The sequence below is a fragment of the Monashia sp. HAY1-2A genome (assembly GCF_056755315.1).
The window spans coordinates 1-23,471 of record NZ_JBNDHY010000026.1 but is presented as its reverse complement, the minus strand read 5'-3'; the positions used below and the strand labels follow the sequence as shown (position 1 = coordinate 23,471).

The 23,471-nt window shown below is 71.3% G+C and carries 20 protein-coding genes and 1 pseudogene; 12 read left to right on the top strand and 9 right to left on the bottom strand.

Annotated elements, in window-relative coordinates:
- Nucleotides 1-29 precede the first annotated feature (29 nt).
- From ACPYOM_RS05950 to ACPYOM_RS05930, 5 genes are read left to right on the top strand one after another with little or no spacing between them, the layout of a single operon-like run.
- The gene (locus tag ACPYOM_RS05950) at nt 30-911 is read left to right on the top strand and encodes a sugar phosphate isomerase/epimerase family protein (RefSeq protein ID WP_481345268.1); all 882 of its coding nucleotides are present in this window, start codon (nt 30-32) and stop codon (nt 909-911) included.
- A 46-nt stretch (nt 912-957) separates the two neighbouring features.
- Nucleotides 958-2,457 carry a CoA-acylating methylmalonate-semialdehyde dehydrogenase gene (locus tag ACPYOM_RS05945; RefSeq protein WP_481345267.1) on the top strand — a complete coding sequence of 500 codons (1,500 nt, stop codon included), beginning with the start codon at nt 958-960 and terminating at the stop codon, nt 2,455-2,457.
- A gap of 44 nt (nt 2,458-2,501) precedes the next feature.
- Nucleotides 2,502-3,515 (top strand): Gfo/Idh/MocA family protein, encoded by a 1,014-nt coding sequence (locus ACPYOM_RS05940; protein ID WP_481345265.1) that lies wholly within the window; start codon nt 2,502-2,504, stop codon nt 3,513-3,515.
- Between the two features lie 45 nt (nt 3,516-3,560).
- A complete protein-coding gene (locus tag ACPYOM_RS05935; protein WP_481341157.1) occupies nt 3,561-4,493 on the top strand; it encodes a TIM barrel protein in 933 nt (310 codons plus the stop codon).
- Nucleotides 4,494-4,510: 17 nt separating this feature from the next.
- Nucleotides 4,511-5,515, top strand: a complete 1,005-nt coding sequence (locus ACPYOM_RS05930; protein WP_481345264.1) for a Gfo/Idh/MocA family protein — start codon at nt 4,511-4,513, stop codon at nt 5,513-5,515.
- 101 nt (nt 5,516-5,616) lie between these two features.
- On the opposite strand, the gene ACPYOM_RS05925 is transcribed toward ACPYOM_RS05930, so the two are convergent.
- The gene (locus ACPYOM_RS05925) at nt 5,617-6,630 is read right to left on the bottom strand and encodes a LacI family DNA-binding transcriptional regulator (protein WP_481341155.1); all 1,014 of its coding nucleotides are present in this window, start codon (nt 6,628-6,630) and stop codon (nt 5,617-5,619) included.
- A gap of 115 nt (nt 6,631-6,745) precedes the next feature.
- Between ACPYOM_RS05925 and ACPYOM_RS05920 the strand changes: the two genes are divergently transcribed.
- A complete protein-coding gene (locus ACPYOM_RS05920) occupies nt 6,746-7,777 on the top strand; it encodes a Gfo/Idh/MocA family oxidoreductase (RefSeq protein WP_481345263.1) in 1,032 nt (343 codons plus the stop codon).
- Nucleotides 7,774-8,616, top strand: a complete 843-nt coding sequence (locus ACPYOM_RS05915; RefSeq protein WP_481345262.1) for a TIM barrel protein — start codon at nt 7,774-7,776, stop codon at nt 8,614-8,616. The genes ACPYOM_RS05920 and ACPYOM_RS05915 overlap by 4 nt, the downstream gene beginning before the upstream one ends.
- Here the strand turns inward: ACPYOM_RS05915 and amaB are convergent.
- Nucleotides 8,606-10,141 (bottom strand): L-piperidine-6-carboxylate dehydrogenase, encoded by a 1,536-nt coding sequence (gene amaB / locus ACPYOM_RS05910; RefSeq protein ID WP_481345261.1) that lies wholly within the window; start codon nt 10,139-10,141, stop codon nt 8,606-8,608. The two genes, ACPYOM_RS05915 and amaB, sit on opposite strands and share 11 nt — an antisense overlap.
- An 84-nt stretch (nt 10,142-10,225) precedes the next feature.
- Nucleotides 10,226-11,389: an NAD(P)/FAD-dependent oxidoreductase gene (locus tag ACPYOM_RS05905; protein ID WP_481345260.1), complete on the bottom strand. Its 1,164-nt coding sequence runs from the start codon at nt 11,387-11,389 to the stop codon at nt 10,226-10,228.
- A gap of 185 nt (nt 11,390-11,574) precedes the next feature.
- On the opposite strand from ACPYOM_RS05905, the gene ACPYOM_RS05900 reads away from it, so the two are divergent.
- Nucleotides 11,575-12,528 (top strand): LysR family transcriptional regulator, encoded by a 954-nt coding sequence (locus ACPYOM_RS05900; protein ID WP_481345259.1) that lies wholly within the window; start codon nt 11,575-11,577, stop codon nt 12,526-12,528.
- Here the strand turns inward: ACPYOM_RS05900 and hglS are convergent.
- Together hglS and ACPYOM_RS05890 are read right to left on the bottom strand one after the other, a co-directional pair.
- Nucleotides 12,521-13,954: a 2-oxoadipate dioxygenase/decarboxylase gene (gene hglS / locus ACPYOM_RS05895; RefSeq protein ID WP_481341149.1), complete on the bottom strand. Its 1,434-nt coding sequence runs from the start codon at nt 13,952-13,954 to the stop codon at nt 12,521-12,523. The two genes, ACPYOM_RS05900 and hglS, sit on opposite strands and share 8 nt — an antisense overlap.
- A complete protein-coding gene (locus ACPYOM_RS05890) occupies nt 13,951-15,120 on the bottom strand; it encodes a Glu/Leu/Phe/Val family dehydrogenase (protein WP_481345258.1) in 1,170 nt (389 codons plus the stop codon). Before ACPYOM_RS05890 ends, hglS begins: the two co-directional genes overlap by 4 nt.
- Nucleotides 15,121-15,366: 246 nt before the next feature.
- On the opposite strand from ACPYOM_RS05890, the gene ACPYOM_RS05885 reads away from it, so the two are divergent.
- Nucleotides 15,367-16,293 (top strand): LysR family transcriptional regulator, encoded by a 927-nt coding sequence (locus ACPYOM_RS05885; protein ID WP_481345257.1) that lies wholly within the window; start codon nt 15,367-15,369, stop codon nt 16,291-16,293.
- Here the strand turns inward: ACPYOM_RS05885 and ACPYOM_RS05880 are convergent.
- The gene (locus tag ACPYOM_RS05880) at nt 16,280-16,444 is read right to left on the bottom strand and encodes a hypothetical protein (RefSeq protein ID WP_481345256.1); all 165 of its coding nucleotides are present in this window, start codon (nt 16,442-16,444) and stop codon (nt 16,280-16,282) included. The two genes, ACPYOM_RS05885 and ACPYOM_RS05880, sit on opposite strands and share 14 nt — an antisense overlap.
- Complete coding sequence (locus tag ACPYOM_RS05875) at nt 16,441-18,402, bottom strand: APC family permease (RefSeq protein WP_481345255.1); 1,962 nt, start codon at nt 18,400-18,402, stop codon at nt 16,441-16,443. The genes ACPYOM_RS05880 and ACPYOM_RS05875 overlap by 4 nt, the downstream gene beginning before the upstream one ends.
- Before the next feature lie 81 nt (nt 18,403-18,483).
- On the opposite strand from ACPYOM_RS05875, the gene ACPYOM_RS05870 reads away from it, so the two are divergent.
- The 3 genes from ACPYOM_RS05870 (at nt 18,484) to ACPYOM_RS05860 (ending at nt 22,215) form a co-directional block, all read left to right on the top strand.
- Entirely contained in the window at nt 18,484-20,106 is a 1,623-nt protein-coding gene (locus tag ACPYOM_RS05870; protein ID WP_481345254.1) for a sensor histidine kinase, read from the top strand.
- Nucleotides 20,103-20,798: a response regulator gene (locus ACPYOM_RS05865; protein WP_481341143.1), complete on the top strand. Its 696-nt coding sequence runs from the start codon at nt 20,103-20,105 to the stop codon at nt 20,796-20,798. Before ACPYOM_RS05870 ends, ACPYOM_RS05865 begins: the two co-directional genes overlap by 4 nt.
- 73 nt (nt 20,799-20,871) lie before the next feature.
- Nucleotides 20,872-22,215 carry an ABC1 kinase family protein gene (locus ACPYOM_RS05860; protein WP_481345253.1) on the top strand — a complete coding sequence of 448 codons (1,344 nt, stop codon included), beginning with the start codon at nt 20,872-20,874 and terminating at the stop codon, nt 22,213-22,215.
- A gap of 134 nt (nt 22,216-22,349) precedes the next feature.
- On the opposite strand, the pseudogene ACPYOM_RS05855 reads toward ACPYOM_RS05860, so the two are convergent.
- Together ACPYOM_RS05855 and ACPYOM_RS05850 are read right to left on the bottom strand one after the other, a co-directional pair.
- Nucleotides 22,350-22,907: pseudogene (locus ACPYOM_RS05855) on the bottom strand (lyase family protein); the annotation flags it as partial.
- A gap of 130 nt (nt 22,908-23,037) precedes the next feature.
- Nucleotides 23,038-23,471: aspartate/glutamate racemase family protein (locus ACPYOM_RS05850; RefSeq protein ID WP_481345252.1), on the bottom strand; the 434-nt coding region annotated here is incomplete at its 5' end.

Below are 23,471 nucleotides of genomic sequence, written 5' to 3'. Positions count from 1 at the left end.
CCACCCGGCTGACGAAGGAGCTCGCCCCCATGAAGCTCGCCCTCGACCCGTACATGTTCCGTGAGACGCCACTGCTCGAGCTGCCGGCCCTCGTGGCCGACCTCGGCTACGAGTGGATCGAGCTGTCGCCGCGTGAGGACTTCATCCCCTTCTTCAACCACCCCCGCGTCGACGACGCCGGCGTGGCCGCCTTCCGGGCCGCGCTGCGCGCGGCAGGAGTCGGGGTGTCGTCGGTGCTGCCGCTCTTCCGGTGGAGCGGGCCGGACGAGGAGGACCGCCAGGCCGCCGTCCGCTACTGGAAGCGCGCCATCCAGATCACCTCCGACCTGGGCGTCGACACCATGAACTCCGAGCTGAACGGCAACCCTCGTCAGGCCGCAGTCTGCGAGCGGAGGTTCTGGCAGTCGATGGAGGAGCTGCTCCCCGAGCTCGAGAAGGAGGGCATCCGGCTCGTGCTCGAGCCCCACCCCGACGACTGGGAGGAGGACGGCAAGCGCGCCGTCGACATCATCCGCGGCATCAACTCGCCGAACGTCTCGTTCCTCTACTGCGCCCCGCACACCTTCCACCAGGGCAACGACTGCGACGGGATCCTCGACAAGGCAGGCGACCTCGTGACCATGGTCCACGTGGCCGACGCCTACGACCACACCGCGTCGTCGGGGCTGCGCTACATCGTCAACCCGCCCGGTGCGCAGGTCACGGTGCACCAGCATCTCGACATCGGCCAGGGCGAGGTCGACTTCGGTCAGCTCTTCGCCGGCCTCGAGCGGATCGGCTTCGACGGCATCGTCACCTCCTGCGTCTTCGCCTGGGAGGACCGCGCCCGCGAGTCGAGCACGTACATGCGCGACACCATCCGCTCCTACCTGGACAAGTGGGCCGCCCCTCCCCTGCTCGTCTCCCCCTGAGCCACACCACCCCGGCATCCGCCGGCTGTCACACCGAAGGACCACCATGAGCACGCCCACCCGCATCACCCACCTCATCGACGGCCGGCCGTGGGCCGGCACCGCCGAGCGCACCTCCCCCGTCTTCAACCCGGCCACCGGCGAACAGACCGGCGTCCTCGACCTGGCCTCGGCGGCTCTCGTCGACGAGGCCGTCAAGAGCGCCCGGGCCGCCTGGGAGGAGTGGGCCGACGCGTCGCTCGCCAAACGGTCCCAGGTGCTCTTCGCCTTCCGTGAGCTGCTCAACGCCCGCAAGGAGGAGATCGGCGCGCTCATCACCGCCGAGCACGGCAAGGTGCTCTCCGACGCCGTCGGCGAGGTGACGCGCGGCCTGGAGGTCGCCGAGTTCGCCTGCGGCATCCCGTACCTGCTCAAGGGCGGCTTCAGCGAGAACGCCTCGACGAATGTCGACGTGTACTCGATCCGCCAGCCGGTCGGCGTGGTGGCCGTCATCTCCCCGTTCAACTTCCCGGCGATGGTGCCGCTGTGGTTCATCCCCATCGCCATCGCGTGCGGCAACGCCGTCGTGCTCAAGCCGTCCGAGAAGGACCCGTCGGCGGCCCTCGCCGTGGCGGCGCTGTGGAAGGAGGCGGGCCTGCCCGACGGCGTCATGCAGGTCGTCAACGGCGACAAGGAGGCCGTCGACGCGCTGCTGACCCACCCCGACGTCAGGTCGGTGTCGTTCGTCGGGTCGACGCCGATCGCGAAGTACGTCTACGAGACGGGAACTGCGCACGGCAAGCGCGTCCAGGCCCTCGGCGGCGCGAAGAACCACATGCTCGTGCTGCCCGACGCCGACCTGGACCTCGCCGCCGACGCCGCCGTCAACGCCGGCTTCGGCTCCGCCGGCGAGCGGTGCATGGCGATCAGCGCCCTCGTGGCGGTCGAGCCGATCGCCGACGAGCTCGTCTCCAAGATCAGGGACCGCATGGGCAAGCTGGTCACCGGCGACGGTACCCGTGGCTGCGACATGGGCCCGCTCGTGACGAAGCAGCACCGCGACAAGGTGGCCGGCTACCTCGACTCCGGTGTGGCCGACGGGGCGACGCTCGTCGTCGACGGCCGCGAGGGCGACGTGGACTCCGACGGCGAGGGCTACTTCCTCGCGCCGACGCTCTTCGACAACGTCAGGCCGGGGATGTCGGTGTACGACGACGAGATCTTCGGCCCGGTGCTGTCGGTCGTGCGCGTCCACTCCTACGACGAGGGCCTCGAGCTCATCAACGCCAACCCGTACGGCAACGGCACGGCGATCTTCACCAACGACGGCGGAGCGGCCCGCACGTTCCAGCGGAACGTCGAGGTCGGCATGGTCGGCGTCAACGTGCCGATCCCGGTGCCGGTGTCGTACTACTCGTTCGGCGGCTGGAAGAGCTCGCTCTTCGGCGACACGCACGCGCACGGCATCGAGGGTGTCCACTTCTTCACGCGCGGCAAGGTCGTGACGTCGCGCTGGCTCGACCCGAGCCACGGCGGCCTCAACCTCGGCTTTCCCCAGAACGACTGAGCCACAAGGCCTTTGCACGAGCCCCGGAAGAGAAGACCGGACCGATGACATTCCCCACGGCGTTGCCCGCACCGCGCACGCCGGACCCGATGGATGCCCCGCCGCTGCGGTGGGGCGTCCTCGGGACGGGCTGGATCGCGCAGCGCTTCTGCGACGCGATGGTGCGGCACACGCGCCAGCGCGTGCTCGCCGTCGGGTCGAGGACGCGCGAGGGAGCCGACACGTTCGCCGACGACCTCGTCGTGCGCAACGCCGGCGTGGACACGGGCCGGCCCGTGGAGCGCCCTAAGGCGTACGGATCGTACGAGGCACTCGTCGCCGACCCCGACGTCGACCTCGTCTACGTCGCGACTCCGCACCACCTGCACCTGCCGCACGGGCGCCTCGCGCTCGAGGCAGGCAAGGCGACGGTCGTCGAGAAGCCGATGGGCATCTCGGCGGCGGAGGTGGCCTCGCTCGAGGCCCTGGCGTCGGCGCGGGGGCTCTTCCTCATGGAGGCGCTGTGGTCGGCCCACCTGCCGAAGTTCGACGTCATCCGCCAGCTGCTGGACGACGGCGCCCTCGGCACGGTGCACTCCGTCCAGGCCGACCTCGGTGAGCACTTCGGGCCCGAGCACCGGATCATGCGCGCCGACCTCTTCGGTGGTCCGCGGTACGACCTGCTGACCTACCCGCTGTGGTTCGCGCGCTGGGTCCTCGGCGACCTCGACGAGGTCACCGAGGTCGTGACGCCGGCCCCGGCGTCGCTGAGCCCGGACCGCGTCGAGGGGCAGATCGCCGTGTCGGCGCGGTCGGCATCGGGTGGCGTCGCCTCGCTGTTCGCGACGATCCTCGGCGACACCCCGACGACCGCGACCGTCGTCGGCTCGGCCGCGACGCTGCGCATCGACGGACCCTTCTACCAGCCGGGCGGCTTCACGCTGCGCGCGCACGACGGCCGCGAGCTGCGGTACGACGAGCCGCGCATCGGCCACGCCGGGCTCCACCACGAGGCGGCGGCGGCAGCGCGCGCCGTCCCAGCCGGGCGCAGTGCCGCCCACCACCAGACCACCGGGTGACCCGCGGCGAGGGAGCCGCAACCCGAGGAAGCGAGAGGAAGCACCATGGCCGAGTCCAAGGCCCGCAACACCGACGATCGCTACAGCAAGCTGACGATCGGCGTGTGCCCCGACCAGTGGGGCGTCTGGTTCCCCGAGGACGACAAGCAGATCCATTGGGAGACAGCGCTCGACGAGATGGCCGAGGCCGGCTTCTCGGTCATGGAGACCGGCCCGTTCGGCTACTTCCCCAAGGATCCGAAGCGCCTCCAGGAGGAGATGGACAAGCGCGGCTTCCGCGTCGTCGCCGGTACCGGATGGGGCATCCTGCACCGGCCGGAGGCCTGGGCCGACACGGAGAAGACCTTCCGCGAGATCGCCGAGACGCACGCCGCGGTCGGCGCGGAGTACATCGTCCACCTGCCGCCACTCTTCCGCGACGACAAGACGTGGGAGTTCACCGACGACCGCGTCCTGTCGACCGAGGCCTGGAACGCCTACATCGCCAACGCCGACCGGCTCGGACGCATCATGAAGGAGGACTACGGCCTCCGGATGGTGCTGCACCCGCACGGTGACAGCCACATCGAGACGCCCGAGGACATCGACCGCATCTTCCAGGCGACCGACCCCGACTACGTCGGCTTCTGCCTCGACACGGGCCACGTCGTCTACGGCGGCGGCGACCCGGTGGAGCTGTGCCGCAGGTACCCCGAGCGCATCTCCTACGTGCACATCAAGGCGATGGACGAGGGCCTGGTCAAGCAGGCCCACGACGAGGACTGGCCCTTCGGCCTGGCCGTCGCCAAGGGCTGCTCCGTCGCCCCGCCTGCCGGCGCGCCGGACATGCCCTCGCTCGTCGAGGCCCTCGCCGACCTCGACAAGGAGCTCTACGTCGTCTGCGAGCAGGACATGTATCCCTGCGACCCGTCCTACCCGCTGCCCAACGCGATCCAGACGCGCGAGTACCTCGCCTCCATCGGCCTCGGCCTCAAGTGACGAAGGAGTCACAGGACATGACCGTTCGCATCGGGATGATCGGCCCCGGCGGGATGGGCCAGGCCCACATCGACCGCATCCACAGCGTCATCGCGGGCGGTCGTGTCGTCGCCGTGAGCGACGTCGACGAGGTCCGGGCCAAGGAGGTCGCCGAACGGATCGGGGGGACGTCCTACGCGACGTCGGCCGACCTCATCGGCTCGGACGAGGTCGACGCGGTGATGATCTGCAGCTACGGACCTGCGCACGAGGTCGACGTGCTGGCGGCGGTCGCCGTGGGCAAGCCGGTCTTCTGCGAGAAGCCGCTGACGCCGACCGCCGAGGCGGCGCTGCGCATCATGGAGGCGGAGCAGGCCGTCGGACGGCGCCTGGTGACCGTCGGGTTCATGCGACGCTTCGACCACGGCTACCGACAGATGAAGGCGCTGCTCGACTCGGGGGAGCTCGGCGAGACGCTCATGGTGCACTGCGCGCACCGCAACCCCACGGTGCCCGCGCACTACACGTGGGACATGGCCATCAACGACACGGCGATCCACGAGATCGACACGATGCGTTGGCTGCTCGGCGAGGAGTTCGTCTCCGCGCGGGTCGACAAGCCGAAGAAGACGTCCCTGCGGTTCGAGCACCTGCAGGACCCCCTGGTGCTGGTCCTCGAGACCGAGTCGGGCGTACGCGTCGACGACGAGATCTTCGTCAACTGCCAGTTCGGCTACGACATCCGCTGCGAGGCCGTGGCCGAGAAGGGCACGGTGTCGCTCGCCGACCAGAACGCCGTCGAGGTGCGCGACGGCTCGGGCCACCGCAACGCGATCAGCACCGACCACAACGACCGCTTCCGGGGCGCGTTCGTCACCGAGGTCCAGGAGTGGATCGACGCGGTGGCGCGCGGCGAGCACACCGGCTCCACGTCGTGGGACGGGTATGCCGCAGCGTGCGTCTGCGACGCCGGCGTCAAGGCCCTGACCGATGACGGCGTCGTCAAGGTCGAGATGATCGACAAGCCCGCCTTCTACGCCTGAGGCCGCGCGAAACAGGCCCCTGCGCACGAAACGGGTTCGGTCCGGCGGCCTGTCGCCGGACCGAACCCGTCATGGGCCGCCCTCCGCCCTCGACACCGCCCTCAGCACGGTGGCGGGGCGGTGCTGGCGCGGATGACGAGCTCGGGCTCGACAACGGCACCGACGGCTTCGGCGCTCCCGTTCACCTCCACCTCGTCGAGCCGTGACGTCACGGCGCGGACGGCCTCGGCACCGAGCCTCGCGGCGTCCTGGCGGACCGTCGTCAGCGCCACGTGCGGGTAGCCGGCCTGCTCGATGTCGTCGAACCCGACGACCGACACGTCGCGCGGCACCCGCAGCCCCGCCTGGCGCACGACGTCGATGAAACCCAGGGCGCACCGGTCGTTGAACGCGGCCACGGCGGTGGGCTGCTCGCTCCCGAGCTCGAGGAACGCCTGGCCCGCCCGGGCCCCGTCCAGCTCCGTCAGGCCTCCTGGGAGGAGCGTCCCCTGCGCGCCGGTCCCCCTGCCCATGCCACGGCGAAACCCCAGTCGCCGTTCGGCCGCGCCCGGCGCACGGCCTCCGTCGAGCGCGGCGATGCGCTCATGGCCGATCTGACGCAGGTGCTCGACCGCCAACCGCGACCCCAGTGCGTCGTCGGTGCGCACCACCCCGACTCCCCGAGCACGGACGGGCCGCAGCACGCTGGCAACCGCCACCCGTTCGGCGAGCCGCGCCATGGCACCCGGTGCGAGGCCGCTCCCCACGAGAAGGAGCCCCTCGCACCGCTCGGCGAGCAGCGTGTCGACCGCATCCGTGTCGGACCGGTCGGCGGTGACGCCGCTCAGCACCACCTCGTACCCGGCCGCGTCGGCCTCGGTGTAGAGGCTGCGGATCACCTCGCCGTGGAAGGCGTGTCCCACGGCGAAGGTGACACCCAGAGTCCGCGTCCGGCCGCGGCCGAGCCGACTGGCGCGCGTGTCCGGCCGGTAGTCCAGGTCGGCGGCCGCGGCGAGCACGCGGGCCCGCGTCTCCTCGGAGGCCCCGGCGACGCCGCGGAACACGATCGACACGAGCGCGCGCGACACTCCGGCTCGTGCCGCCACGTCCTCCATCGTCACGCGTGCGGTCGCCATGCGTCCGAAGTGTAGAGCGCTCCAGACGATTCTGCGGTGATCTCTTGACGGCGACTCGGCATTGGCCCCACCATCGGACTAGAGCGCTCTAGTCCAGGAGCGAAAGGAGCCCCCCGTGACCGCCCCAGGTCCAGTACGCGTCGGCCTCATCGGCGCCGGCCGCATCGGCACCCACCACGCCACGACCCTCGCCCGTCGACTCCCCGAGGCCGAGCTCGTCGCCGTCGCGGACCCGTTCGAGGCGTCCGCCCGGCGCCTCGGTGATGACCTCGGGGTCGAGTGGCTCACCGACCCCCAGGCCCTCCTCGACGACCCGCGCATCGAGGCCGTCGCCATCACCTGTGCCAGCACGGCACACGCCGACCTCGTCGTGGCCGCGGCCCGCGCCGGCAAGGCGGTCTTCGTCGAGAAGCCGATGGCCATGACACTCGCCGACGCCGACCGCGCCATCGCCGCCGTCGAGCAGGCCGGCGTCCCGCTGCAGGTCGGCTTCAACCGCCGCTTCGCCCGCGACTTCGCCACCGCCCACGACGCGGTCGCTGCCGGACGTGTCGGCACCCCGCAGCTGCTCCGCTCGCTGACGCGCGACCCCGGCCTGGCCGACCCCGGCGCCGTCCCGCCGTGGACGATCTTCACCCAGACCCTCATCCACGACTTCGACGCGCTCAACTGGTTCAACGCCGGCGCCCGGGCCGTCGAGGTCAGTGTCATGGCCGACGCCCTCGTCGCGCCGGACTTCAAGGGTGCAGGCCTGCTCGACACCGCGGTCGTCACGATCCGCTACGACAACGGTGCCATCGGCGTCGCCGAGGCCAGCTTCTCGGCGGCCTACGGCTACGACGTCCGCGGCGAGGTCTTCGGCTCGGCCGGCATGGTGCAGGCAGGTGGCGCCGCGCACCTGACGACGAGCCTCTGGACCGTCGACGGCCTCTCGGCGCCGACCGCACGCACGGACACCGATCTGTTCGCCGACGCGTATGCCGCCGAGCTGGCTGCGTTCTGCACGGCCGTGCGCGCCGGCACCCCCACGGTGGTCGACGGCCACGACGCGCGCGCAGCCCTGCGGATCGCCCTGGCCTGCATCGAGGGCGTGCAGGGCGGCACCACCGTCACGATCCGCGACGACGACCGCGAGGTCGTCGCATGAGCGCCGCGACGCCCGGCGACGCAGGGCCGTTCACCCTCGCCGTGAGCTCCGAGATGGTCTTCCTCGACCTGCCCGTGACCGAGCGGGTCCGCAGGATCCACCAGCTCGGCTTCGCCGTCGAGATCTGGGACTGGACGCGCCACGACGTGGACGCGCTGGAGGCGCTCCGGCAGGAGGGCGTCGTCTTCTCGTCGATGACCGGCTACGTGCGAGGGCGCCTCGCCGACCGCGATGGCGCCGACGAGCTGCTGGCGACGGCCGCCGAGTCGGTGCCCGTCGCCGCGCGCCTCGGCATCCCCCGCCTCAACCTGCACGGGACCGGCCTCGACGACAAGGGGTTCCCGGTCCGGCCGACCCACGAGGTGACGGGGGCGATGTGGCTGCAGGCCCGGGAGACCCTGAGCCGGGTCGCCGAGCTCGGCGAGCGCGAGGGCGTGCAGTTCGTCCTCGAGAACCTCAACACCGACGTCGACCACCCCGGCACACCGTTCGCCCGCGCTGCCGACTGCCTGGCGCTCGTCGAGGCGGTCGACAGCCCGCACCTGCGGCTCATGCTCGACCTCTACCACGCCCAGATCGGCGAGGGGAACCTCATCGAGCTGTGCCGGCGGGCCCTGCCGTGGATCGGCGAGGTCCAGGTCGCCGACGTGCCGGGGCGCTGCGAGCCCGGGACCGGCGAGATCGCGTACCCCGCCGTGGCTCGCGCGCTCGCCGACATGGGCTACCGAGGCACCGTCGGCCTCGAGGCCTGGGCCTCGGGCGCCCCGGAGCTCGCCCTCAAGCGGTTCCGCGACGCCTTCACCCTCTGTCAGCCGGGCGCGCGCCCGGTCAGACCGTGAAGCTCACGCCCTGGGCGAGGGGAAGCTCGCCGGAGTAGTTGACCGTGTTCGTCGCGCGGCGCATGTACGCACGCCAGGCGTCTGATCCCGACTCGCGTCCGCCGCCGGTCTCCTTCTCGCCGCCGAAGGCGCCACCGATCTCGGCGCCCGACGTGCCGATGTTGACGTTGACGATGCCGCAGTCGGAGCCCTCGGCCGACAGGAACCGCTCCGCCTCGGCCTGGTCGCGGGTGAAGATGCTCGACGACAGGCCTTGCGGCACAGCGTTGTTCAGCTCGATCGCTTCGTCGAACGTCTCGTAGGGCAGGAGGTAGAGCACCGGCGCGAAGGTCTCCTGCTGCACCGCCGGCGTCTGGGAGTCGATTCGGACGATGGCCGGGGCGGCGTAGTAGGCGTCGGGGGCGGTCTCCTCCAGGGTGCGGTGGCCTCCGGCGACGAGCTTGCCGCCCTCCTCGGCCGCCTGCCTGATGGCGCTCTGCATCGCCTCGTAGGCGCCGGCGTGGATGAGTGGGCCGACCAGCGTCCCCTCGCTCGTCGGGTCGCCGATCGGGAGCCTGGAGTAGGCGGAGACGAGCCGGTCGGTGAGCTCGTCGATCACAGAGGTGTGCGCGATGACGCGGCGCAGGGTGGTGCACCGCTGTCCCGCCGTACCGGCGGCGGAGAAGACGATGCCCCGCACCGTGAGGTCGAGGTCGGCGCTCGGGGTGACGATGGCGGCGTTGTTGCCCCCGAGCTCGAGCAGCGACCGGCCGAAACGGTCGGCAACCCGCGGACCGACCGCCCGGCCCATGCGGGTGGACCCGGTCGCCGAGAGGAGCGCAACACCGCGGTGGTCCACGAGCGCCTGGCCGACGTCGGCGCCCCCGATGAGGACCTGGGAGAGGTCGGCCGGGGCCCCGACCTCGTCGATCGCCCGGGCCAGGATGGCGTGACTCGCCAACGCCGTCAGCGGCGCCAGCTCCGACGGCTTCCAGATCACCGGGTCGCCGCAGACCAGGGCGATCGCGGTGTTCCACGACCAGACCGCAGCCGGGAAGTTGAAGGCCGAGATGACGCCGACGATCCCGAGCGGGTGCCACGTCTCCATCAGCCGGTGGCCGGGGCGCTCGGACACCATGGTCCTGCCGTAGAGCTGGCGTGACAGCCCGACGGCGAAGTCGCAGATGTCGATCATCTCCTGCACCTCACCGAGCGCCTCCGAGGTGATCTTGCCGACCTCGAGGCTGATGAGGGTGCCAAGGTCCTCCTTGTGGAGGGCCAACAGCTCGCCGAGACGCTTGACGAGCGCGCCCCGAGTGGGCGCCGGGACCGTGCGCCACGACCGGAACGCTGCCTGGGCCCGGGCCACGGCGTCGTCGACCGCACCGCCCTCGACCCAGCGCACCGAGGACAGCGGCAGGCCGTCGACCGGGGACGTGGTCACGACGTCGCCGGCGATCGCGTCGATGTCGACGCCGCAGCGGCGCGCCGTCTCCGTGGCGAGGCTGTGGAGGTCGGGGCTCCGGGTGGTCTGCTGCGTCGTCATGGGGTTCTCCTTGGTGTGTGGTTTCGCTCGGTCGAGGCTGGCGCGGCCGGGCCGCTCGTCGGTTGGAAAGGTCGTGACCCTGGCTCACACGATGTTGAGCTCGGGTCGGATGTCGCTCGTGGCGAACCGGTCGCCGTGCAGGCTCGAGACGTCGATGACGGGCGGCCGGCCGAGGTAGAGGTCGCGCATGACCTCACCGATGGCCGGGCCCATGAGGAAGCCGTGACCCGAGAACCCCGTGGCGTAGAGGAACCGGGAGACCTCGCGAGCCTCGCCGATGAGGGCGTTGTGGTCGGGCGTCATCTCGTAGAGGCCGGCCCATCCGGCGGCGAGACCCGTCTCCGCCATGGCCGGCGCCCGCTTCTCGATGGCCTCGGCCAGGCGCGGCAGCCAGTCGTCGGACTGCCTCAGCTTGAAGCCGGGGGTCTCCTCCGGGTCGGACATCCCGAGCAGAAGCCCGGGCCCTTCGCAGTGGAAGTAGAGGCTCGTGGAGAAGTCGATGGTGAAGGGAGTCCGCGGGTCCAGTCCGGGGATCGCCTCGGTGGTGAGGATCTGACGGCGCAGCGGTTGGACGGGCAGGTCCACGCCGACCATGGCCCCCACCGCCGCGGACCAGGCTCCGCCCGTGCAGACGACGGTGTCGGTCGCGATGGTGCCGCGGTCGGTCACGACGCCGGTGACGGTGCCGCCCGTGGAGGCGATGTCGGTGACCGAGCAGCCGCGCACGAGGCGGGCACCGGCGCGGCGGGCGGCGCCGGCGTACCCCAGGACGACCGACTCGGGGGTGCAGTGCCCGTCGGTCGGGGACCACGCGGCCGCAAGGAGCCCCTCGGTGCTGATCATCGGCGAGAGCTGCTTGGCCTCGGAGACCTCGATCATCCGGCTCGGCACGCCGAGCTCGTTCTGCAGGGCCACGTTCTGCTCGAAGGCCGCAACGTGATCGGGCCGGTCGAGCAGGAAGAGGTAGCCGACCTGGTGCAGGTCGATCTCCTGGCCGAAGGTCTCCGCGAAGGTCTCGAACGTCCTGAGGCTGCGCAGCCCGAGCTCGACGTTGACCCGGTCGGAGAACTGGGCACGGACGCCGCCGGCAGCCTTGCACGTGGAGCCGGAGCCCAGCTCGCCCCTCTCGACGAGGACGACGTCGGTGACGCCCGCCCGGGCTAGGTGGTAGGCGGTGGACACGCCCATGACCCCGCCGCCGACGACGACGACGGAGGCGTGGGTGGGCAGGTTCGCGGCTTGCGCCATCGTGGGCCTCGATTCGTCGGGGGCGAGGACGGAGCAGCGACGCGGGGAACGACCTCGGTGCGACGGCTCTCGCAGCCATCGTCGGCCCACGGCAAGGTTCACGACAAGCGAACCTTTCTGGCCTTTGATGTTTAGAATCCCTGAAGTCAGCAGCCGAGTCACCAGCCGTCCGGAGAGGGCTCGTCGTGGGCGCGTCGTCGAGGTTGAACCTCACCCAGCTCGCCACCCTGCGCGAGCTCGTCCGCAGGGGAACTCTCGCCGCGGCGGCCGAGCACCTCGGGTACACCGCGGGCGCCGTGTCGCAGCACCTCTCCTCGCTGGAGCAGAACCTGGGCACACCGCTCGTGCAGCGCTCGGGGCGGCAGCTCGTGCTGACCGATGCCGGCCGTGTCATGGCCGGGTACGCCGAACGGCTCCTGGCCCTGGAGGCCGAGGCGGTCACCGTCACGAGGTCTGTGCAGGGTGGCGCCGCCGGACCCCTCCTCGTCGGGACCTGGGGAAGCACGGCCGTGGGTCTGCTCGCTCCCGTCGTGGAGCGAATGGCGGCCGAGTACCCCGAGGTCGTCGTGTCGTCCCGCGAGGTCGACGTGGACGACGCGGCCGGCTCGGTACGCCACGGGGACGTCGACATCGCGTTCGGGCTCGACTACGCCGATGCGCCGATGCGGCGCGATGCCGGGCTGTCGGTCGTCGAGCTGCACTCCGAGACCTTCACGGTCGCCGTGGCACCGGCCGCCTGGTCCTTGGGCCGTGGCCCTGACGCGGCCAGCGTGGCGACCGTGACGGAGCTGGCGGAGCTGAGCTGGATCCTGGCTCCCGAGTCGAGCCAGTTCGGGCGGGCGGTGCGAGCCGGGTTCCGACGCCGGGGGCTCGAGCCTCGCGTCGTGCACGAGGTCACCGACACGGGTGCCTCCCTGCAGCTCGCGGCGGCAGGCCTGGGGGCGACCGTGACGACCGACCTCATGCGGCGGCTCAACCCGTCCCTCCAGCTGGCCGCCCTGCAGATGGCCGACCCCATGAGCCGTCAGATCGTGCTGATCACGCGCGGCGCTGGGACGCCCAGGGAGCCGGTCCGGGTCTTCATCGAGGTGGCCCAGACCATCGTCGCCGAGATGGTCGGAGCCCGCGGTCTCACCTGAGCCGGCGGCCCAGGAGTGCCTCGACGTCCTGCACGGAGGCCGCCGACTCGGCGGCGTAGATCTCCTCCGGAACCATCACCTCCCGGCCCATGACCTGCGCCATCCAGGCCGGGTCGCGGTCGGCGCCACCGTCGGCGGCGTCCACGGCGCCGTGGTCGGTCAGGTTCGACGCGAAGATGCCGGCGGCCGACCGGGGCAGGAAGTCCTCGTAGACGATCGGCACCGGGTGCAGGACGCCGGTCGCGACCAGCCCCGTGACGGTGGCCTCCTCGAGCGCAGCTGCCTGCTGGGGGTCGGCGTTGCCGGCCGCGACCGCGTCGTCGACGGTGACGGTGAAGAACCCCAGCCCCTGGGTGCACAGCTCGCGTTCGGTCCCCGGGAACCCCTCGGCCCAGACCTGTGGTGCGACGTCGGCGCGGCTCAGGTCGGGTCCCGCCGCGAGGCGTCGGTCGGTCTCGGCCGTCAGCTGCTCGAAGCGGTCCCGGCCGGCGGGCGTGAGCGCGATCCCGCGGGCCTCGACCTCTCCGAACCGCACCCGCAGCGCGCCCTCGGTCAGGCTGCCGTCGGGATGGCGGAACGTGCGCGGCTCGGACAGCGCTCGGAACGACGTCTGCCGCAGGAGCACGTCGGGCCCGTCCCAGCGGGGCGGTCCCTGGATCTCGTCAATCATCTCGACGCCGCGTGCCTGCATCGAGGCGTAGAGGTCGTCGATGTCGAGGACGCGGGGTGTCAGGTGGTTGATGTGCGTCGTCGTGACACCGCCGATGTCGGCGGCCACGGCCGAGACCCGTTCGAGCTCGGAGTACCAGGCCCGGTCGACGGGTTCCCGGGACAACGCGAACGAGGCCGTTGCGAGGTCCAGGTAGCGCTCGGCGTCGGCCGCCGACAGCTCGCCGTGGGCGATCGCGCGGTCGGCCAGCGTCAGCAGCTCGGGCGGGAACAGCTCCCGGGCCTCGAGGAAGCTCGTCAACCGGTGCTCGAGGTCGGCGTCGAAGAAGCGACGGTCCTCCGGCACCAGCACCGATGTGAAGACCCGGAACGGGTTCACCGCGAGCTCCGCCCGGTCGAGGGGGCGGAAGGCCGTGGAGACGACGGGGATCGGGGCCGGCGCCGCGTCGCGGAGGTCGTAGAACCCGCACGGGAACATGCCGAGGGCGCCGAAGACGCGCGAGACCTGCTCGAGCTCGCGCGGTGAGCCCACCCGGATGGCTCCGTGCCGCTCCGCGGTGACCCGTTCCATGGTGCCGAGCCTCGCGGCGTCCGGGCCGAGCCGGGACATGACCCGCTCGTTCACCTCCTGCGACACCTCGACGAGGGTGTTGTACGCCGGCACCTCGCTGCCGTAGAGGGCCGAGAGGCGCGCCGCGAAGCGGGCGCGCAGCTCGGTGCTGCTGACCGTCGTGCCTTTCGTGCTCATGCTGCTCATGCTGCTCGCCTTCCGCCGGGACCGAGCCGGCCGTGCCGGCCTCTCAGCTGCATGGCGGCCCGGACCCGCTCCAGCGCGATGTCCTGGGCCGTAGCGTGCGTGGTCAGCTTCCGGTTGCGGGCCTCGGTGACGACCGTGACGGTGTTCTGCCGCATCTTCGCCGAGACCATCGGGAAGACCGCGTCCGGGTCGACGGTGAACGGCGAGTACCTCGCGTCCATCGAGTGCGCCGCAGCGACGATGCCCCCGGCGTTGGCGATGAAGTCCGGCACGACGGTCACCCCCCTTCCGTGCAGCACGTCGAGGGCGGCCCCAGTGGTCGGCATGTTGGCCCCTTCGACGACCAGACGTGCGGACGTCGAGGAGGCGAGGTCCTCGTCGATGACGTCCTCGCGGGCGGCAGGGATGAGGATCTGTGCCTCCGAGGTGAGCGCTGCCGCGGGGGCGACGGACCCGCCGTACTCGACGACGCAGCCGTCCCCGACGTGCTGACGCAGCTCGACGAGCTTGGGGATGTCGATGCCGTCGGCGTCGAGGATCGCCCCTTCGGCGGTGGACACGGCCACGACGACGGCGCCCAGCTCGACGAGCCGTTCGGCCGCAGCCTGACCCACGGCCCCGAACCCCTGGATCGCGACGGTCGCTCCTGCGATGGGCAGCGAGATCGCTGCCGCCGCAGCGTCCGTCGCCTCGGCGACCCCGTAGCCGGTGACGCCGAGCTCGTCGTAGGGCAGGCCGCCCAAGGCGCGCGGGAGGCCGACCGCAGCGCCACGGTCGCCGAGCTCGTCGACGATGATCGCGGCGTCCTTCTCGGTCAGGCCCATGTCCAGGCCGAAGACGTACTCCGTCGGCACCTCGTTCGACAGGGCTCGCGCGAACGCCCTGAGGACCTCCTCCTTGTTCGGCGCGGTCGGGTCACCGAGGATGCCGGCCTTGGCTCCCCCGTGGAAGAGGTCGACCCCGGCCCACTTCCAGGTCATCGTCCGGGCCAGCCTTGCCACCTCGAACACGCTGAGGTGCGGGCTCATCCGGGTCCCACCCTTGCCGACGCCTCGCGCGGTGTTGTCGATGACGAGCACTCCACGCATCCCCGACCTGCGGTCGGAGACGCAGACGACCTTCTCGGGCCCCCACTCGTCCATGAGCTGGAGGGTGTCGAGCTGCATACCGTCCTCCTTCGTCCGTTCCGCGTGAAGCCTGCCGTGCACGCCGGCACCTTCGGAAGGGTCTGGAGACCGCCACGCTCTGACGTCTCGGTAAGCATTGCTGGTGCTCGTGGCCCTGGCTTCTCGGGTGCCTCTCCCGCCCGAAGGGCTATCGTCTCCAGCGATGGACGCCGATGTCTGCCGAGCCGGTCGTCGATCCGTCACCCCGGCAGCCTCGTTCATCAAGCGACGGGACAAGGACTCGTAATGCTCAACCCGGTGCACCTGGGGACCCTCACGACGGTGGTGCGGTGCGGGTCGTTCGCCGATGCGGCGCGCCAGCTCGGATACACGCCCTCGGCGGTGTCCCAGCAGATCTCGACGCTGGAGCGCCATCTCAAGGTTTCGCTGTTCGAGCGGGACGCACGCAGCATCCGGCCCACGCCCGTGGCCCAGTTCATCGTCGCGAGGTGCGGCGCCGCGCTGGGGTCGCTCCGCTCGCTCGAGGACGACATCCACCTGCTGCTCGGGGGTGTCATCGGACGCCTCCGGCTCGGCAGCTTCCCGTCCGCAGGTGAGCACCTCCTCCCGGCCGCCCTCTCCGCGTTCCGACGAGGCAACGACCGCGTCCAGGTCGAGCTCGACGAGGGCGAACCCGACGAGCTGATGCCGCTGCTGCTGGCACGAGAGCTCGACGTCGCGCTCGTCTACCGGTACGCACTGGTCCCTCGGCGGTGGCCACGTGGCGTGAAGATCCGCCGCCTCCTCACCGAGGACCTGCTCCTGGTCCTGCCACCCGGCCACCCGCAGGCCGGCACGGACGTCGTCGACGTCGCCGGCCTCGCCGAGGAGACCTGGGTCTCGACGCGTAACGGCACGGCCGCCGCCACGATGCTGCGTCAGCTCTGCCGCGGCCACGGGTTCGAGCCGGCCGTCTCGTACCGGAGCAACGACTACGGCGTCATCCAGGGGCTCGTGCGGGCGGGCCTGGGCATCGCGCTCGTCCCGGCGCTGGGGCATCACCCGCACGAGCAGCTGGCCGTGGCCCGGGTGAGCGCCGCCTCGACGCACCGGGACGTCTTCCTGGCGGTGTCGCCGGCGGCGCCAGCCCCTCTCGTCGACTCCATGGTGGGGGCACTGGAGCAGGCGAGCCGGGACCTCGCCGCGTCGGCCCTGGGCGTCACGTGCCCTTGAGGCCCTCCGGTGAGGCGAGCCGCACGCCGCGGCTCACGCGCCGAACCCACCGGCGTCGCCGGGAGCAGGTGACGTCGCTGACGGCCAGGTCGAGGTCGTCCCGCGGTATCCGCCGCATCGTGGGCTCGACGGCCCCCGCCACCTGGCTCACCCGGTGACCCTCGAGTGGATCGGCGTCCGTCGGACGTCGGGTTCCGAGTGGTACGGGACGCTGGTGACCACGACCCCCGGAACGGTGAGCAGGCGGAGCTTGAGGCGCAGGGCGCTTTGGTTGTGCAGCAGACCCTCCCACCAGCGGTCCACGACGTACTCCGGTATGAAGACGACGACGAGGTCTCGGGGGTTGTCCGACCGCAGCCGCAGAATGTGGTCGACGATGGGCGTGGTGATGTCGCGGAAGGGCGACTCGAGCAGGGTGAGCTCGACCGGCAGCTCGGCGTCGGCCCATTCGCGTTCGATCGCCTGGGACTCTTCCGGGTCGATGCACACGGTGACTGCGCTCAAGGTCGAGGGTCGCGTCGCCCGGGCGTAGGCGACCGCTCGGAGTGCCGGCTCGTTGAAGTGCGACACGAGCACGAGGGCGTGCACCCTGCTGGGCAGCAACCGTGCGTCGCGTCGGGGCGCGAGCTCGCCGGCGACGCGGGTGTAGTGGCGGTTGACGCCTCGCATGAGCAGGCACAGCAGGGGGACGGTGATGACGACGAGATACGCCCCACCGCTGAACTTGGTGACGAGCACGATGACGAGCACGAGCCCGGTGCACGTGGCCCCGAACGCGTTCAGGGCGCGGGACGTGTTGATGCGGCGTCGTACCCCGGGCGCGACGACCCGCTCCAGCTCGCGGTTCCAGTGACGCACCATGCCGATCTGGCTGAGGGTGAAGGAGGTGAAGACTCCGAGGATGTAGAGGTGCAGCAGCTGGTCGACGTCGGCGCGATACGCCACGATGAGCAGCCCGGCCACGAGGGCAAGGGCAACGATGCCGTTGCTGTAGGCGAGCCGGTCGCCCCGGGTGCGAAGCTGGGTCGGCATGAGCCGGTGCCGGGCCAGCAGCGAGGTGAGCATCGGGAAGCCGTTGTACGCGGTGTTCGCGGCGAGGAGGAGCACCAAGGCGGTGGCGGCCTGGACGACGTAGAACATGACGCTGCCCCGGCCGAACACCGCTGCCGCCAGCTGGGCGATCACGGTCTGCTGGGGGTCGGTCTGGCAGTTCCCGTGGAAGCCGACCAGGTCGCACGCGTCTTCGGCGACGTGGACGCGGGCGACGATCGACAGCACGGTGATGCCGGTGAACATGGTGACCGCCAGGACACCCATGACCAGCAGGGTCCGGGCGGCGTTGCGCGACTTGGGTGGGCGGAAGGCCGGCACTCCGTTGCTGATCGCCTCGACTCCCGTCAAGGCCGTGCACCCGGACGAGAACGCCTTGAGGGCGAGGAACAGCAGCGCCAGTCCGGTCAGACCCGACTGCGCGGGATGCACGGTGTAGCCTGCGCTCTCCGCAACCGGGGTACTGCCGAGCAGCGCGCGGGTCAGCCCGACCCCGACGACGGACAGGATCGAGGCGACGAACACGTACGTCGGTACGGCGAAGGCCCGTCCGGACTCGCGGGTCCCGCGCAGGTTCATGATCGTCAGCGCGGCGATGACCCCGACGGCGATGGTCACCCGCTGACCGTGCAGGGCGGGAAAGGCGGAGATGATGTTGTCGATGCCGGCGGCCACCGAGACCGCCACCGTCATGACGTAGTCGACCATGAGCGAGGCGGCCACGACCATGGCGGGGCCGCTGCCGAGGTTGTCGCGCACCACCTCGTAGGATCCGCCGCCGTTGGGGTAGGCGCGGACGACCTGTCGATAGGACACGACGACCACGGTGAGGAGCACGACCACGGCTGCCCCTATCCACGGAGTGAAGGAGAGGTAGGCGAGCCCACCGAGTGTCAGGACCTTGAGGATCGCCTCGGTGGCGTACGCGACGGACGACAGGGGGTCGGAGGCGAAGACCGGCAGCGCGATCCGCTTCTGAAGGAGGGTCCCTTCGAGATGGTCGTTGCGCATCGGTCGCCCGACGAGGATCCGCTTGGCGGTGTTCAGCTGTCTCAGCACCTGCCCGACGGTAGGAGCGCTCGCGCATAGGTTGTGCAAGGGAATGCGGCCTGCGTGCATGGAGTGCGCAAGGATGTCGGCGTGGCGCAGAACGTGTCGGCCGATGTCGACGGGTCGCTGAGTGCGCTCCCGGACACCGCGGCCGTGGGCGCCCTGCCCCGCACCCGTCGCCTGAGCGGCATCGCGCTCGCGGTCCTGCTGCCGGTCGCGCTCACCACGACGCTCGTGCGGGCCGGTGATGTCGTCGGTGTCGCCGGCGACGCGCTGGCTCTGCTCATTGCCGTCATCGTGACGGCTCTCGTGGGCGGGCAGTGGTCGGCGGTGCTCTGCGCGCTGCTCGGGTCCAGCCTGCTGAACTACTGGTTCATCCCGCCCGTACGCACCTTCCAGATCGGTGAAGCGCGCAACATCTGGACCGTGGTGGGGTTTCTCGTCGTCGGGCTGCTGGTCAGCGGCGTGGTGCATCGCGCCGCCTCGACCGCGTCTGCGGCGGCCCGGGCGGCCGCAGAGGCGCGGACCCTCTCGGACGTCGCGCGGGCCACCCTTCGAGGCGAGGACGCGTTGCCGACCCTCTTGGAGCACATGCGTCGCGCGTTCGGGATGACCTCTGCCAGCGTGCTGCGCAGACACGCAGATGCGGTGTCCGACACGGGCTCGGACTTGATGCCCGGCTGGGCCGTCGTCGTGGCACGAGGTCCCGACGCACCGCAGTCCCCCGCCGAGGCCGACATCCAGATGCCGGCGGGCCAGGGTCTGGTGCTGACCCTGTCAGGACGGTCGCTGGGTGCTTCCGACCGCGCGATCCTCGAGGCGTTCGCAGCGCAGGTGCAGGCGCTGCTGGAGCGTGACGACCTGGCCCGCAGCGCAGCCCAGGCCGCCAGGCTCGAGGCGTCGGAGAAGCTTCGCGACGCCTTGCTGGCCGCGCTCGGTCACGACCTTCGGACCCCGCTGGCCGCGGCCACGGCCGCCGTCACCAGTCTGCGCAGCAGCGACGTCACGTGGACCGAGCCGGAACGGGAAGAGCTTCTCGCGACCGCCGAAGAGTCCTTGGCCCGCCTCGGGTCCCTCGTCTCGGACCTGCTCGACCTGTCGCGTCTGCGCGCGGGGGTGTTGAACGTGTCACGGCAGACGCTCTGGCTCGACGAGCTGCTGGCGCCGGCCCTCGATGAGCTCGGCACGAACGCCTCGGACGTCGTCGTCGACCTCCCGGACGCCCTTCCTCCGGTCGTCGCAGACGCCGGCCTGTTGATGCGGGTGCTGGTCAACGTTCTCGGGAACGCCTTGCACCACGGCAGCAGCGAGGCCGCACCGCCGGTCGTGACCGGCCGGGTCGCCGACCACGGCGTCGACCGCGACGGCGAGCGCAATCGTGACCGCGTGGAGCTGCTCGTCATCGACCACGGCCCGGGCGTGGAAGCGCAGGAGCAGGAGCGGATGTTCCGACCGTTCCAACGACTTGGGGACACCGACAACACGACCGGTCTGGGCATCGGTCTGGCTCTGTCCCGAGGCCTCATCGAGGCGATGGCCGGCACGATCACCCCGCAGCCGACACCGGGCGGGGGCCTCACGATGGTCCTTTCCCTGCCCCGCGCCGACCACGCCGACGGTGCTGACGGTGCTGACGGTGCTGACGGTGCTGACGGCGCTGACGGCACTGACGGCACTGACGGAACCGCCCCGCCGGACGAGGGCCGACCATGACGCGGATTCTCGTCGTCGACGACGACGCGCAGCTGGCCCGCGCGTTGCGGATCAACCTGCGAGCGCGAGACCACGAGGTGCACGTGGCCACCGGGGGCGCGGTTGCGCTGCAGATGGCGGCGACGGTGGACCCTGACCTCGTCGTGCTCGACCTCGGGCTGCCGGACCTGGACGGCATCGAGGTGATCCATGGTCTGCGGGGCTGGAGCGACGTCCCGATCATCGTCCTGTCGGGTCGCGGCAGCGGCCCCGACAAGGTGTCGGCCCTGGACGCCGGAGCCGACGACTACGTCACCAAGCCGTTCGGCATGGACGAGCTGCTCGCGCGCATCCGGGCTGTCGTCCGTCGGGTCGGACCGGCCGACGGGGCCGACCCACCCTGCGTCGAGTTCGCCGACATCACGGTCGACCTGGCCGACAAGCTCGTGACCCGGCACCGAGCCGACGGCACCGTGCAGGACGTGCACCTGACTCCGACGGAGTGGAACCTGCTCGAAGCACTGGTCCGCGCCCCGGGCAAGCTCATGTCACAACGTCTCCTGCTGACCCAGGTCTGGGGGCCGGCCTACGCGACGCAGTCGGCCAACTTGCGCCTCTACATGACCCAGCTACGACGCAAGCTCGAACCCGAGCCATCGCGCCCCCGGCACCTGCTGACCGAACCCGGGATGGGTTACCGCTTCCGCCCCTAGGCCTCGTGGCCCAGTCAGAGCGGCCCGGGACGAGGAGGGAAGACTGGCCGACGGCGGGTGACAGGATGCAGGTATGCGTGACCTGCCGACGCGGGCCCTGGTTCGCGGCGCACGGTTGTCCTTGGTCCCGACGGCCTACGTCGGCCGCCGGGCCCTGGGGCTGGCCCGGCGTGTGGGGGGTCTGCCGGCCGAGGTGATCGCCGCCGAGGTGCAGGCCCGAACCGCCGAGCAGCTGTTCGCGGTCCTCGGCGAGCTCAAGGGCGGCGCGATGAAGGGCGCGCAGTGGATGTCGGCGATGGAGGCCGCGTTGCCCGACCGGCTGGCCGGCGCGTACGGCGAGGCGCTGACCCGCCTGCAGGAGGCCGCCCCGGCGATGCCGACCAGCATCGTTCACGACGTGCTCACCGAGTCGTTCGGCAGGGGCTGGCGCCGGCGGTTCGTCGAGTTCGAGGACGAGCCGGCTGCTGCCGCGAGCATCGGACAGGTGCACCGCGCCGTCTGGGCTGACGGACGCCCGGTCGCGGTCAAGGTGCAGTACCCACGCGCCGGGCAGGCCCTGGCGGCTGACCTGCGGCAGCTGGACCGCCTCGGCCCGGTGTTGCGCGCCGTCGCGCCGGGCCTGGATGCCCGGGGGCTGTTCGCCGAGCTTCGTGCTCGGGTGATGGCGGAAGTCGACTACCGGCAGGAGGCTGCGGCGCAGAGCGAGTTCGCGCGGGTCCTGCGTGACGACCCGGACTTCTGCGTCCCCCAGGTGGTCGAGGTGGCCGACGGGGTGCTGGTCTCGGAGTGGGTCGACGGCACGCCGGTGGCGCAGATCGCCCGCCGCGGCTCCGAGCAGCAGCGCGACCGCGTCGGGCTGCTCCTGGCTCGGATGATGCTCTCGAGCCCCCCACGCGTGGGGCGGCTGCACGGCGACCCGCATCCCGGCAACTTCCGGCTCCTCGACGACGGCCGGCTCGCCGTGGTCGACTTCGGCTCGAGCCTGCCGATGCCTGACGGTTGGTCACCGCGTCTCGTTGCGCTCGTGCGTGCGGGACGGGACCGTGACGAGGCGGAGCTGTTCGACGTCGCAACGCGCACCGGGTTGGTCCGCAGCGCGGAGGTCACGCCGGAGGCCCTGCTCGAGCTGGTCGATCCACTGCTCGAGCCCTTGCGGCACAAGGCGTTCCGCTTCGACCGCCCATGGCTGCGGGGCCAGACGGCCCGGATGTCCGACCCCAGCTCGACCGCCTCCCGCGCACAGCGCAAGCTGCACATCCCCGTACGGAACCTGCTCGTGCAGCGCGTCATGGCCGGAACCACCGGGGTCCTGTGCCTGCTCGGCGCACGGATACCACTGCGCGACGAGGCAGCCAGGTGGCTGCCTGGACTCGGTGGGCCATCCGCGGCAGAGGCTCCGGGGAACGGCGCCACCTAGCCGTGGCCGTCTGACAGCGCCGACACCTGAGCGCTCGTCGCCTGCCCGCCGGCGCGACGAGGCGCGTTCGATCCGGGACTTTGCGCAGGGGCGTTGTCACCGAGCACCAACGGGCAGGCACCGACCTCCGGGCGTCTGAACGCGAAGATGGTGGCGGACTTCAGCGCGGTCGGATAGACGTCGTTGGTGGACTGGCTCTGGTTGACGTCCTCGTTGGGGTGCACGACCTGGTAGCTGCCCTTGACGTGGCCGAGATGCTCCAGGGCCAGGTTGGCGATCACCTCGTTGGCGTTCATGTTGGTGGGGGTGCCGGCCTCGCCTTGGATCATGTCCACCACGAACTGGTCGGCGTACCGGCCCGCTCGCAGCTGTTCGCATGCGTGGACGATCGCGTCGGCTTTCGTCGCCTCCAGCGTGCCGAGGTCGCGGTTGGCCTGCGCCGCTGCTTGCTTGACGCAGGCCAGCGCGCGGACGAGGTCGGGGTAGTCCCCGACGACCGTTCCGGTGACGGGGAAGTTCTCCACGGCGCGCAGGGTGTGCACGCCCCAGTAGGCGTCCTGGGGCACCTCCCGGCTGCCGAGGACGTGTTCGGTGCGGGTGCCGACGCTTGGGCCGGCCGGCTGGTCAGGGGCAGCCGCCGCCTCGTGCCGTGGTGGGGCGCTGTTCTGCGTGTGTGCCGGTGCCGGTGTCATGGCGGTTCCTTCGCTGGTCTGTCTGGGTGTGGCGTGGCCGTGGAGCGGGGACGGTCGCGGGCATCTTCGCGGCCCGGCCGTCGTCAGCCGATGTGCTGCTGGGGCCGAGCGAGCGTCGGGCGGTGCATGCTCACGCGGCCGGGTCACGACCCCAGGCCCGCATGCCGTTGCCGCAGCGGCGGAGAACCGCGGCGGCTAGCACCAGGGCCGGGTCGACCAGTGGCGCCGGGCAGCCGGTGCCATCGAGCGCCAGGGGGACTTCGGTGCATCCGGCGAGGAGTGCCTGCGCACCTCTGTCTACGAGAGTGTCGGCGGCGCGTTCGAACGACGCCGCAGCCTCGGCCGGCCGGGCCCCGGCCTTGATGTCGCGGATGGCGCCCATGACCTCGTGGTCCTGGACCTGAGGGTCCGGGACGATCGTGGTGATCCCGGCCTGGCGCAGAGCGTGCTGGTAGAGCCCGGCCGTGATGGTTCCCGTCGTCGCGAGCAGGCCCACGGCGCTGACGTGCGGGTGGGCACGGCGCAGGCTGTCTCTTATACACATCTGACGCTGCCGACGACGGA